General features: G+C 47.4%; 12 protein-coding genes. 9 read left to right on the top strand and 3 right to left on the bottom strand.

The genetic code is table 11. The features are described from left to right. Positions 1 to 9: 9 nt before the first annotated feature. From N530_RS0115760 to gpt, 6 genes are all read left to right on the top strand, one after another. Entirely contained in the window at positions 10 to 867 is an 858-nt protein-coding gene (locus tag N530_RS0115760; RefSeq protein ID WP_026481496.1) for a carbohydrate ABC transporter permease, read from the top strand. Beyond that, the gene (locus N530_RS0115755; RefSeq protein WP_026481495.1) at positions 864 to 1,931 is read left to right on the top strand and encodes a Gfo/Idh/MocA family protein; all 1,068 of its coding nucleotides are present in this window, start codon (positions 864 to 866) and stop codon (positions 1,929 to 1,931) included. The genes N530_RS0115760 and N530_RS0115755 overlap by 4 nt, the downstream gene beginning before the upstream one ends. A 15-nt stretch (positions 1,932 to 1,946) precedes the next feature. After that, complete coding sequence (locus tag N530_RS0115750) at positions 1,947 to 2,948, top strand: ABC transporter ATP-binding protein (RefSeq protein ID WP_026481494.1); 1,002 nt, start codon at positions 1,947 to 1,949, stop codon at positions 2,946 to 2,948. 168 nt (positions 2,949 to 3,116) lie between these two features. Beyond that, positions 3,117 to 3,875 carry a molybdopterin-binding protein gene (locus tag N530_RS0115745; protein WP_026481493.1) on the top strand — a complete coding sequence of 253 codons (759 nt, stop codon included), beginning with the start codon at positions 3,117 to 3,119 and terminating at the stop codon, positions 3,873 to 3,875. A 103-nt stretch (positions 3,876 to 3,978) separates the two neighbouring features. Then, positions 3,979 to 4,512 carry a phosphoadenosine phosphosulfate reductase family protein gene (locus tag N530_RS0115740; protein ID WP_026481492.1) on the top strand — a complete coding sequence of 178 codons (534 nt, stop codon included), beginning with the start codon at positions 3,979 to 3,981 and terminating at the stop codon, positions 4,510 to 4,512. A 98-nt stretch (positions 4,513 to 4,610) separates the two neighbouring features. After that, positions 4,611 to 5,108 carry a xanthine phosphoribosyltransferase gene (gene gpt / locus N530_RS0115735; protein WP_018688103.1) on the top strand — a complete coding sequence of 166 codons (498 nt, stop codon included), beginning with the start codon at positions 4,611 to 4,613 and terminating at the stop codon, positions 5,106 to 5,108. 75 nt (positions 5,109 to 5,183) lie between these two features. Here the strand turns inward: gpt and N530_RS0115730 are convergent, their stop codons facing one another. Further along, complete coding sequence (locus N530_RS0115730) at positions 5,184 to 5,807, bottom strand: cation transporter (protein WP_026481491.1); 624 nt, start codon at positions 5,805 to 5,807, stop codon at positions 5,184 to 5,186. Positions 5,808 to 5,882: 75 nt separating this feature from the next. On the opposite strand from N530_RS0115730, the gene N530_RS0115725 reads away from it, so the two are divergent. Both N530_RS0115725 and yghU read left to right on the top strand, forming a co-directional pair. Then, positions 5,883 to 6,296, top strand: a complete 414-nt coding sequence (locus N530_RS0115725) for a helix-turn-helix domain-containing protein (protein WP_026481490.1) — start codon at positions 5,883 to 5,885, stop codon at positions 6,294 to 6,296. Positions 6,297 to 6,366: 70 nt separating this feature from the next. Continuing rightward, positions 6,367 to 7,248, top strand: coding sequence for a glutathione-dependent disulfide-bond oxidoreductase (yghU, locus tag N530_RS0115720; RefSeq protein ID WP_026481489.1), 882 nt, complete (start codon positions 6,367 to 6,369; stop codon positions 7,246 to 7,248). Between the two features lie 240 nt (positions 7,249 to 7,488). Here the strand turns inward: yghU and N530_RS0115710 are convergent, their stop codons facing one another. Both N530_RS0115710 and N530_RS0115705 read right to left on the bottom strand, forming a co-directional pair. Continuing rightward, a complete protein-coding gene (locus N530_RS0115710; RefSeq protein ID WP_026481488.1) occupies positions 7,489 to 7,905 on the bottom strand; it encodes a cytochrome c in 417 nt (138 codons plus the stop codon). Between the two features lie 152 nt (positions 7,906 to 8,057). Beyond that, entirely contained in the window at positions 8,058 to 8,312 is a 255-nt protein-coding gene (locus tag N530_RS0115705) for a hypothetical protein (protein ID WP_026481487.1), read from the bottom strand. Positions 8,313 to 9,329: 1,017 nt separating this feature from the next. Between N530_RS0115705 and N530_RS0115700 the strand changes: the two genes are divergently transcribed. Then, the gene (locus N530_RS0115700; RefSeq protein WP_026481486.1) at positions 9,330 to 13,106 is read left to right on the top strand and encodes a vitamin B12-dependent ribonucleotide reductase; all 3,777 of its coding nucleotides are present in this window, start codon (positions 9,330 to 9,332) and stop codon (positions 13,104 to 13,106) included. The last annotated feature ends 17 nt before the right edge of the window (positions 13,107 to 13,123 follow it).

Genomic DNA, 13,123 nt, shown 5'->3' with positions numbered 1-13,123 from the left:
AACCAAAACATGTCCGTTGATATCCAAAAAACTGCCCGTTCGCAGGTAACTTTCAGAGCGATCGCCGCGCACGCAATCCTTATTACGTACACGCTCATCGCCCTCTTCCCTGTGTTTGTGATTGTTATCAATTCATTCAAATCTCGCAATGCGATTTTCAGAGAACCCTTATCCCTGCCGAACGCTGAATCATTCAGCTTGAAGGGCTATGAAACGGTTCTGAAACAGGGCGATTTTGTTCTCTATTTTCAGAACAGCCTGATCGTGACCGTTGCCTCACTCACTATGGTTTTGCTGTTTGGCGCCATGGCCGCTTTTGCTTTGTCTGAATATCGCTTTCGCGGTAATTTGCTGACAGGTCTCTATCTGGCAATCGGCATCATGATCCCGATCCGCCTTGGTACAGTTGCCATTCTAGAAATGATGGTCGCCTCAGGTCTCGTGAACACGCTGACAGCCCTGATATTGGTTTATACAGCGCAAGGCTTGCCGCTTGCAGTCTTCATTCTGTCCGAATTTATGCAAGGCATTTCAGATGACCTTAAAAATGCGGGGCGAATTGACGGGCTCACCGAATACACTATTTTCGGCGTTCTTGTTTTGCCGCTCATCCGGCCAGCTTTAGCAACGGTTGCCGTGTTTACCATGATCCCTATCTGGAACGATCTGTGGTTCCCACTCATCCTTGCGCCAGCCGAAGAAACAAAAACAATCACGCTCGGCGCGCAGGTCTTCATTGGCCAATTCGTAACCGATTGGAATGCCGTTCTCGCTTCCTTGTCATTGGCAATTATTCCGGTGCTGGTCTTATATCTCATCTTCTCCAGACAGCTCATTAAGGGTATTACAGCAGGTGCAGTTAAATGAATAAGTCTACCAATAAAGTGCGCGTTCTCGTTGTCGGCCTCGGCAATATGGGCCTGAGCCATGCTCTAGCGTATCACCACAATGATGGTTATGAGATTGTCGCTTTGGTCAATCGATCCGAAAGAGATTTGCCTGCTGACTTGCAAGGTTATGAGTTTGAAAAATCATACCCTGCCGCATTGGAAAAATACAAACCTGATCTGGTGTCTATCAATACCTATTCAGACACCCATGCAGATTATGCTATCGCGGCGATGGAAGCTGGGTGCGATGTCTTTGTTGAAAAGCCACTTGCCAACACAGTAGCCGAAGCACAAAAAGTAGTGTCTGTTGCCAAAAAGTTAGGCCGCAAACTCGTTGTTGGCTATATCCTGCGCCATCATCCATCATGGATTACTTTTGTTGATAAAGCCCGTGAGCTCGGCGGCCCATTCGTGTTCCGCTTGAACCTCAACCAGCAATCATCCGGCGATACTTGGAAAACCCATAAAAGACTTATGGAAACCACTTCGCCTATCGTTGATTGCGGCGTCCATTATGTCGATGTGATGTGCCAGATCGCAAATTCTGATCCGGTATCAGTGCGCGGCATCGGTCTTCGCTTGAGCGATGAAATTGCCGATGACATGTATAATTACGGCCATTTCCAAGTCACGTTCAAAGACGGGTCTATTGGCTGGTATGAAGCTGGATGGGGCCCAATGATGTCTCAAACGGCCTTCTTCGTGAAAGATGTTATTTCGCCAAATGGTTCGGTTTCGATTGTTGTATCCGATGACATGCAATCTGATGACATTGATAATCACACCAAAGCTTCAACCATACGTATCCACGATTCAGAAACGGATGCGCAGGGAGAGTTTGTGAAAAGCGAAGATACGCTTCTATCCACCAATGCCGATATTTCGCATGACGAATTATGCGTGCTTGAACAGCAATTTGTGCTGGATGCAATCCGCAATGATGTGGATTTAACCGAGCATATGGAAAACGCAGTAAAATCCTTAGCAGTGTGTCTGGCTGCGGATGAAAGCATCCGCACCAACCAAGAAATTACATTTTAGTATTGGGGACTCGTTTTGGGATCATTATCGCTCAAAAACATTCGTAAATCTTTCGGCAATGTCGAGGTCATCAAGGGCATTGATCTTGATGTAAAGGATGGCGAATTGGTGATTTTCGTCGGCCCTTCTGGCTGCGGAAAATCGACATTGCTTCGAATTATTGCCGGCCTTGAAACCGAAAGCACTGGCAGCATTGAAATTGACGGCGATCCGGTCAACGGACAATCACCCTCAATGCGCGGTATTTCAATGGTTTTCCAAACCTATGCGCTTTATCCACACCTCACGGTCAAAGACAATATGAGCTTAGGGCTAAAGCAAGCAAAACGTCCCAAAGAGCTGATTGAAAAACGCGTTGGCTTTGCATCGTCCATGCTTTCGCTTGATGATTATCTTGATCGCCGCCCTGCTGAATTATCGGGCGGTCAGCGCCAGCGTGTTGCAATTGGCCGTGCCATTGTGCGCCAACCCAAGCTCTTCCTTTTTGATGAGCCGCTTTCGAACTTGGACGCAGCACTGCGCGTTAACACACGCCTCGAAATCGCAAGCCTTCACAGGCAATTATCCGCCACGATGGTTTATGTAACGCACGACCAGACAGAAGCCATGACATTGGCTGATCGCATCGTCGTTCTCAATAATGGTGTGATTGAGCAAGTCGGCACGCCAATGGAATTATATAACGAACCTAAAAACAAATTTGTCGCCGGATTCATCGGTTCACCGCAAATGAACTTTATTCCTGCAAGCTGCCTTAAAATCGACGATGCGGAAACCATCGGCATACGCCCTGAAAACATTTTGATTGACGGTGCAAAAGCAGACCTCACAGGCAAAGTTTCTCATATCGAGAAACTGGGCAGCGACACCAATATATATGCTGATTGTGCTGACGCTGGCCTCATCTGCATTCGCCTATTTGGGCAGCATGACACAGAAGTGGGAAGCGATATTTCGCTCCATTTTGACCGTGATAAAATGTTCAAATTCGACAAGAATGGCGACACGATCAACTAAGACAAAGACTGTATAAAAATGACGCACGCAGCATCACATTTCGCTGCGCGCGTAAGGCTGCGCTAAACTCATTTCACAATTTTGGAATTACCCCCTCCTCATACTGTAAAAAGCCGCTACATTAGCAGTACACCAATGTCACGCTAACGAACCGGCAAGCAGCAGACCATGACCAAAGAAAATGACGAAAATTTTGATGTTGTTTCCGCCGCTATGGTGGTGATCGGCGATGAAATTCTGTCAGGGCGCACACGCGACACCAATGCTGGCCATTTAGCGTCCATCATGACTGCGATTGGCATTGATCTTAAAGAAGTACGCTTTGTATCCGATGACCAAGATGCCATTATCGAAGCGGTCAACCAGCTACGCGAACGCAATACTTATGTGTTCACGTCCGGCGGCATAGGCCCGACCCATGATGATATTACCGCAGACGCCATAGCAGCTGCCTTTGGCCTACCCTGCGATTATGACGATCAAGCCTTAAAAATTCTGGCCGAGCATTATAAAAACCGCGGCATTGAGTTTACTCAATCTCGCAAGCGTATGGCCCGTATGCCAGAAGGCGCGCACCACATTGATAATCCGATATCGAAAGCTCCCGGCTTCGTGGTTGGCAATGTGCATGTCATGGCAGGCGTTCCGTCAATTTTTCAAGCCATGTTGGATCATGTGGTTCATTCATTGCGCACAGGCCGCAAACTCTTGTCCAAATCAGTGCTTTCAGATTTAGGCGAAGGAACCATTGGCGCACCGCTTGGTGAAGTTCAGAAAAACCACCCCGATACGGTGATCGGATCGTACCCGCGCTATGAGGATGGTAATTTTTCAACAGAGCTGGTTGTGCGCAGCGCCAATGAAGCTTCCCTTGATAGCGCCCTTGAGGACATTAAAATCATGCTCTCAAAATTGCAAAACGCTTAAAGCCAGAAGCTCCATTCTAACATTGAGCTCATTTATAGATTCTCGTTTCTTTTAAAAGTCTCGTTTTTTGAACATTCTAGGCATAGCCACAAGGAATGTTCTCATGAACTATGTTCGACTAGCCAAAGAACTAAATGATGAATTTGCAACGCTTCCACTGGATGAGCGCATTGCACTTATCGCAAAGAAATTCCCCAAGGCAATATTTCCGACAAATTTCAGTACCGAAGATCAATTGATCGCGTGGGCGATTATCAATCATGGCAACCATTTGAAAATCGTAACAACCTTAAATGGTTTGCTATTAGAGAATGCGCAGACTTTGCGCTCCATCACAGCAGAGCAATATGACATCGACATTGCTGCCGTCAAAGCTGTTGCAAGCGATGTGTGGATTTCCGGTTTGCGCAACGAACAATTGAGCGCAAATAAATCCATAGAGTTTGCAAAATGGGACGATGACCGCGGTGTGTTACAAATCAACCCACTGGCTGACTGGACATTTGATAAGCTTATTAAGTCGATCGCAGAGCACGAAATTCCGATTAATCCACTATTTGAATTCAAAGCTGGATCGAAAATAGCTAGCCCTGCACGCAGGAACGCTGAATTGAATAAGCAGAGTATCGCAGCTTAACAGGCGAAATAGCCTAAACTCACAGCTTCGTAGCCGCAAACATTTGCCTCTACGAAAGAATACCGCTAAGCGAACTCCAAACATTTTGGAGTCTAGCCATGTCCCTACCTGAAAAAGCATTTCCCGTTTCTTGGGACCAGTTCCACCGCGATGCACGCGCATTAGCGTGGCGCGTTGCCAATGTATCCAAAGAATGGAAAGCTATTGTCTGCATTACGCGCGGCGGTCTTGTGCCTGCCGCAGTTATCAGCCGTGAGCTCGGTATTCGCGTCATAGAAACCGTATCCGTCGCCAGTTACCATGATTACGAAAATCAGGGCGAAATCTATGTGTTGAAAGAGATATCTCCTGAACTTCTTGAGCAAGAAGGCGAAGGCATTCTGATTATCGACGATTTGACCGATACGGGCAAAACGGCAGGTCTTGTACGTGCGATGATGCCTAAAGCGCATTTTGCGACAGTGTATGCCAAGCCTAAAGGCATGCCGCTTGTTGATACTTTTATCACAGAGGTCAGCCAAGATACGTGGATTTATTTCCCTTGGGATATGGGCTTTACATACCAAAAGCCAATCGCTGAAGACCACAAAGGCTAGAACTTAAAGAGCCTTAGGCAAGCACTGCATGAAGTGCCGCGCTTGCCTTTAGGTGCTTTGAAACACCAAACCTGACTATGCGGTGAGTTCTTTTTTCTCCCGCAGAGCCTGCGTCAATATCTGCCAAGCAGAACTCAAAAACAGACCGGCCATCATTATTGCGACGATCAGGTCCGGCCAGCGGCTACCCAAAAACCAAACCGCGACAGCAGCAAGCATGACCGCAACATTGCCAATCGCATCATTGCGCGAACACAGCCAAACCGAGCGCACATTGGCATCGCCATCTTTAAAATTGACCAAAAGAAATACGCTCAAAAGGTTTGCAGCAAGCGCCATAAATCCAATACCGCCCATGAGTTCGGCCACTGGCAAAGTATCAGTCCAAAACGAATAAGCTGTTGAACCAAAAACCCAAAGCCCCATTACAAACAGGCTTATGCCTTTCAGCATAGCAGCTCTGGTTCTCGCCGTGATGCTCATGCCAATGACATATAGAGACAGGCCATAGGTGGTTGCATCACCCAGAAAATCGAGCGCATCGGCCTGAAGTGCCTTTGAGTTAGCAAATGCGCCACCAAAGATTTCGACAACAAACATTCCTGCGTTGAGGAAAATTACCATCCATAAGCGGCGCTTATATGCATCCGACATACCGTCGAATGTAGATTGATTGTGATGATGATTACAGCCTGCCATTTTAGTCTCCATTGAATTAGGTGACTAATTATGTAATTGCTCTAGTGACTAGAGGTTCAAGCGGTATTTTTAAAAATGTTTTCAATCGGCCAATTATCATCCAAAGTCGGCGTTAAGGTTCCTACTATTCGCTATTATGAGAATATCGGACTTATTGAGCCGCCTCACCGTTCAGAAGGCAACCAACGCCGATATGAGCCTGAAGTGTTGGACAGGCTGACCTTCATTCGCCATGCGCGCGATTTGGGACTTTCTATAGATGCGATCAAAGATTTACTTATTTTGAATGCCAATCCAGACATGCCCTGTGATGAAGCCCATCTCATTGCCAATCAGCATTTGAAAGATATCGCGCGTAAAATCACGCAATTGCAGCAATTAAGCTTGGAATTAACCCGAATTACGCAAAATTGTGACAGCGACACTGTTGGTCATTGCAAAGTATTAGAAGCTTTGGGCGATCACAGCACCTGCAAAAGCGATCACTAAAACGTGCATTGCTTGAATCGCATTATGTTTCTCTTACATACGTTATCCAATTTAAAACAATGAGGTTTCCATGTCAGACTCAAGCGAATATACACCACCGAAAATCTGGAAATGGGAACCAGGTAATGGCGGCAAATTTGCCAACATCAACCGCCCTATCTCTGGCAGCACACACGAAAAAGAATTGCCCGTTGGCAAACACCCTTTTCAACTTTACTCGCTCGCGACGCCTAATGGCGTCAAAGTCACGATCATGTTCGAAGAACTGCTCGCAGCAGGCCATAGTAAGGCAGAATATGATGCTTACTTGATCAATATTCAGGAAGGCGATCAGTTCGGCTCAGGCTTTGTTGGCGTTAACCCGAATTCAAAAATCCCAGCATTGATGGACCATTCGACAGACACCCCAACCCGTGTTTTTGAATCTGGCGCGATCCTGCTTTATCTTGCTGAAAAGTTTGGTGCATTTTTGCCAACCGAACCAGCAAAACGCACAGAGGCTCTCAACTGGCTATTCTGGCTGCAAGGTTCTGCGCCTTATCTAGGCGGTGGTTTTGGCCATTTTTACGCCTATGCACCGCACAAGATAGAATACGCTATCGATCGATTTACGATGGAAGCCAAGCGTCAGCTTGATGTGCTCGACAAACAGCTTGAAAATAACACTTATATTGCCGGCGAAGAATACACGATTGCCGACATGGCAATCTGGCCTTGGTATGGCGCTGTTGCGGAAGGCACAATCTACGATGATGCTGCAACCTTCCTTGAGGCTGCTGGCTATAAGAACTTAGTGCGCTGGGCAAAATTGATTGCAAGCCGTGAAGCTGTGAAGCGCGGAAAAATGGTCAACCGTTCTTGGGGTGAACTAAACACCCAATTGCGTGAACGCCACGATGCCAGCGACTTTGAAAACAAAACGCAAGATAAGCTGGAAAACGAAGCGCAATAGCATTCAAATCTAAAACGGCCAAATCGCGATTACCTACGCAATCCTTTTTGGCCGTTTCATTAATTTATATCAAAGAGCGACAATGCTCTCGAGCAGAAATACCAATTTAAAAACTAAAGTGTAGCACCCAAATTATCTTTAGGCTCATCAGCACTGGCGCCAAGTGCATCAAGCGTAATTTGGTGCAACCGATCATCAGCAGTCATCTGTTACACTTCTCAAAGACATTTTCTTTTTAGGCTAGTTGATGCCATTTTCGCGCTGCAAAGCACGAACATAAACAATAATGGATTGAATTTCGGTATCGGTAATTCCCTCAACGGGCGGCATATCGCCAAATGGCCAATGGTGCTGGCGTGTACCGCGCTGTGCAGCCATCACAAAAGCCTGATCACCATGGTGCGATGGCTCATAAATGGGGTGAACCAAAGGCGGCGCAACACCATCTTGTCCTGCAGCGTTCTGACCATGACAGGCAGCGCAATTTTTATTAAATGCCACCTCACCTGCACTTTGCGCGGGTGTTAATTGCGGAACGCTTACATCAGCCAGTGGCGCACCGGTCGCGCTTATCTGCTCATCTGGTTTAAGACCGATATAAGCAGCCCCGCCGATGACGATGACACCGGTGATAATGTAAAGGAATTTCCGGTTCATAGAATCACTCGCTAAAATTTAGGCAGAGTTTGCACCTTCCCCTAGGTGGAAGGTCAAGCGCCCATTAAAACGACCAAGCCGAGATTGCCGATGCAAATCGTCTTGGTCGTTTCATTGATTTATAACAAAACTCGGCTTTGCGATGACAATAGCTAAAGCGTAGCACCCAAATTGTCTTCTGGACCATTTATCTCAACACCGAGATTTTTAAGCGCGACCTCCACATCATGAAGGCGATCATTAAGGCCGTCATCTTCTATCATCGGACTTTCGCTTGCCGCCCGTTGAATCGCTCGTTCGTCACCATGTAGTTTCTTGAGTTCAGCAATCTTGTCGCCGTTCGACAAGCTTTGATTGTCAATAACTCGCTGAACATCAGGATGGGTGTTTTTTGCAGATTCTCTCATAGCCAACTCCTTTTCGATTATAACTGAACAACGCTGTTAGGCGCTAAGAGTTCAATTTTAGGAGTCACGAAGTGTTACGTGAAAGACATACATGGGCAAAAGAGAAAACGTTAAGCGAAGCGCTTGTCTCAATTAAGCAAAAACAGGCGCTGTCCATCGACAACACCTGTTTCAAATAATTTGGCTAGTCTTTTTACGCGACAAAGTTAAAAATTGCAGCGACAACAACGACCAAGCCGACGAGGTAAATAATGTTATGCATTGTATTCTCCCTTCGTGTTCGCTTGGATAACCTCCAAACTTAAGTTTGGTTCCGCAGCGCACTTAACGAAGGCATGCAAAGATCACCTCGGCCTTTAAATAAATGCCTTAGCGTAAGTTTTTAGCGCCCAAAAATTGGATTTATTTAAAAACCCTTACGTTATCGGCCTTCTCTATCTCGCAACCCCGTTTTACACTTTTCCCCGTTATTCATTTTTCCACAGGTCAGATAAGGTTAACGCACACACCATATGTAGTGTTTTTCCATTTTCCCAAATCTAGTGCTTGACGGTCGCGGGCGAGTCGCGCTTTATGACATTCATGTGATGCAAGTCACTTCGCCGGATCGGGTTAGATTACCGGTGATATTTTCAAATTTTAGATGAGTTCCAGTCGACAACCGTGTGTTTCAGACGTCTTTCGCACGGCAATTCGAGTAATTTTTCACGACTTTTGCCGTGTCAAAATAAGACAGCTAAAATGTTTGTTAATACTATATTTAGTGTTTACAGGCATCATAGCAACCATATAAGGTATCTGTACCGAGTTCATATGCAGCGCATATTTCGGAACAAACCATAGTATTTTTGAGTTTCGCGCATACCAGTCGCCGGTATACGCTTTGTCTTGGGGGATCGGCGGCTAGGCAACACTGTGCCAAACAATCAGTGAATGTAACGTGTCAAACAGGTGCGCTTGAAAGGCTACCTGTGGAAAACACTAGATATAGATTTAAGGCACTAAAGGGACAATCCAATGCGCATCGAACGTCAGTTCACCAAAGAAGGTCAATCAGCATATGCGGAAGTAGAATTCCGCAAGGCAACAAGTGAAATCAAGAACCCGGACGGTTCTGTCGTCTTTCGTTTGGCCGATATTGATGTGCCAAAACAGTTCAGCCAAGTTGCTGCTGATATTCTAGCTCAAAAATACTTTCGTAAAGCAGGTGTGCCTGCCCGCTTGAAGAGAGTTGAGGAAAACTCTGTTCCATCGTTTCTTTGGCGCTCTGTAGCTGACGAAGAAGCTTTGGCAGAACTGCCTGAAGATGAACGTTATATTTCTGAGCTTGATGCGCGTCAGGTGTTCACACGTCTTGCGGGCACATGGACATATTGGGGCTGGAAAGGCGGCTATTTCGATTCAGAAGCTGATGCACAAGCTTTCATGGACGAATTGTCTTATATGCTGTGCACACAGCGCGTTGCGCCCAATTCACCGCAATGGTTCAACACGGGCCTTCACTGGGCTTATGGTATTGACGGTCCGGGCCAAGGCCACTTCTATGTGGACCCATTCACCAACAAGCTGACAAAATCAAAATCATCTTACGAGCATCCGCAGCCGCATGCTTGTTTCATCCAGTCTGTGCAGGACGACCTTGTAAACGAAGGCGGCATCATGGACCTTTGGGTTCGCGAAGCGCGTTTGTTTAAATATGGTTCAGGCACTGGCTCAAACTTCTCTTATATCCGCGGCGAAAACGAGCCTCTTTCAGGCGGCGGCAAATCATCAGGCTTGATGAGCTTCTTGAAAATTGGTGACCGCGCAGCCGGTGCCATTAAATCAGGTGGCACAACACGCCGTGCAGCCAAAATGGTTGTGGTTGATATCGATCACCCAGATATCGAAGCCTATATCGACTGGAAAGTGAACGAAGAGCAAAAAGTTGCAGCGCTTGTAACCGGTTCGAAAGTTGTTTCAAAACATCTCTCGCTCATCATGAAAGCATGCCTAAACTGTCAGGCTGATAATGATGACTGCTTTGACCCAAACAAGAACCCTGCCCTTAAGCGCGAAGTTAAAGCGGCAAAAAAAGCTTTAGTTCCAGAGAATTACGCCCTTCGGGTGATTCAATTTGCGAAGCAAGGCTACACCGACCTTCAATTCAAAACATATGACACTGACTGGGATTCAGAAGCGTATCTGACAGTTGCTGGCCAGAACTCCAACAACTCTGTTTCCATCAAAGATGGGTTCCTGCGCGCTGTTGAAGATGACGCTGATTGGGAATTGACAGCACGCCGCGACGGTTCTGTGGTCAAGCAGCTTAAAGCCCGCGACCTATGGGACAAAATTGGCTATGCCGCTTGGGCTTCTGCCGATCCGGGACTGCACTACAACACGACAATGAACGACTGGCACACCTGCCCGTCTGCTGGTCCTATCCGTGCATCAAACCCGTGTTCAGAATATATGTTCCTTGATGATACGGCATGTAACTTGGCCTCTATCAACTTGCTCCAGTTCAAAGACGCTGGCACCAAGAACATCAATATCGAGCAATATGAGCACACAGTTCGCCTGTGGACCATCGTGCTAGAAATATCTGTGATGATGGCGCAGTTCCCGTCAAAAGAAATCGCAGAACTATCTTACAAATACCGCACGCTTGGCCTTGGCTATGCAAATATCGGCGGCTTGTTGATGTCATCAGGTATTCCTTATGACTCAAAAGAAGGCCGCGCGATCTGCGGTGCGCTAACAGCAATCATGACCGGCGTGTCCTATGCAACATCCGCTGAAATGGCTGGCGAACTTGGTCCGTTCCCGGGCTACAAGCCAAACGCTAAAAGCATGGCCCGCGTTATGCGCAACCACCGCCTTGCGGCCTATGGTAAATCTGAAGGCTATGAAGAACTAGCCGTTAATCCTGTACCGCTTGTTCATGAAGAATGCCCAGATGCTGACCTGCCAAAAGCGGCAATGCGTGCATGGGACCGCGCTATCGAGCTTGGTGAAAAGAACGGTTACCGCAACGCGCAAGCAACCGTGATTGCGCCAACCGGCACAATCGGCCTTGTCATGGACTGCGATACAACAGGTATCGAGCCAGACTTCGCATTGGTGAAATTCAAGAAACTTGCCGGTGGCGGTTACTTCAAAATCATCAACCGCGCTGTGCCTGCTGCTCTTCGCACACTCGAATATACAGAAGCACAGATTGCCGAGATCGAAGCCTATGCGGTTGGTCATGGCAATATGAACCAAGCACCCGCAATCAACCCAGGCAGCTTGAAAGCTAAAGGCTTTACCGACGAGAAAATCGAAATGATCAATGCCGCTCTTGGCGCTGCTTTCGATATTAAATTCGTGTTCAACAAATGGACTGTCGGCGAAGATTTTGCCAAAGAAACGCTCGGCTTTACCGATGAGCAACTCGATGATTTCTCATTCGACATGCTGTCTGCGATGGGCTTTAGCAAAAAAGACATTGAAGCGGCCAACATTCACATTTGCGGTGCCATGACACTGGAAGGTGCCCCGCACCTGAAAGAAGAACATTATGCGGTGTTTGACTGCGCCAACCCATGCGGCAAAATCGGCAAGCGTTATTTGTCTGTCGAAAGCCACATCCGTATGATGGCAGCGGCGCAGCCGTTCATCTCTGGTGCGATTTCTAAAACTATCAACATGCCAAACTCGGCTTCGGTTGAAGACTGTAAGGACGCCTATCTTCTGTCATGGAAATTGGCGCTGAAAGCCAACGCGCTTTACCGCGATGGTTCTAAACTGTCACAGCCGCTCAATGCTTCACTGATTGAGGATGATGACGACGAAGATGCAATGGAAGATTTGATCGAAGCACCAGCAGCGGCGCGTGCCGTTCAGGTGACAGAGAAAATCGTCGAACGCATCATCGAGAAAATCTCACGCGATCAAGAAAAACTACCATCACGCCGCAAGGGCTACACGCAAAAAGCAAAAATCGGTGGTCACACTGTGTTCTTGCGCACGGGCGAATATGATGATGGCCGCCTTGGCGAAATCTTCCTTGATATGAACAAGGAAGGCTCAACCCTGCGCGCGCTGATCAACAACTTCGCGATCTCCGTGTCGCTTGGCCTGCAATATGGTGTGCCGTTGGAAGAATATGTGGATGCGTTCGTATTCACCAAATTCGAGCCTGCTGGCATGGTTCAGGGCAATGATGCGATCAAGAACGCAACATCCATTTTGGATTATGTGTTCCGCGAACTGGCCGTGTCCTATCTTGGCCGCCACGATCTGTCCCATGTTGACCAGTCAGCATTTGAACAGACCACGCTTGGCAAAGGCATAACTAGCGGCAAAGCCGATGCGGTGTCTTCGGGCCTCACACGCGGTCACAAATTGTCTGTTGTCTCCGGCAAAAAATCATCCGGCGACGTACCCGCAGGCAGCGCATCTAAAGGTGTAACGGCAATTGCCAGCGCTGCAAAAAACAAAGCTGCGCTTGCCACAGCACCAGTGCTTGAATTGCAGGAAGAGGCTTCCGCCTTCAAACGCGATTATGAGGACCGCAATGCGGATTTCCAAGCCGAAGTGCATGACGAGGTGATTGAAAAAGAAAAAGTGGATGAAGTCGCCAAAGCCAATGCGGAAGCAAAGCTTGAAGCGGCTGAAGCCAAAAAGCTGGAAAACACCCGCCGCGCAAAATCCATCATGCAGGGCTATACGGGCGACATGTGCTCGGAATGCTCTAACTTCACGATGGTTAGAAATGGCACCTGTTTGAAGTGTGACACTTGCGGCTCAACGAGCGGTTGTTCGTAAGCGAAACAAAAATTAAT

This window comes from Ahrensia sp. 13_GOM-1096m (genome assembly GCF_000620605.1).
Lineage (GTDB): Bacteria > Pseudomonadota > Alphaproteobacteria > Rhizobiales > Rhizobiaceae > Ahrensia > Ahrensia kielensis.
This window is presented reverse-complemented; position numbering and strand designations above follow the sequence as displayed.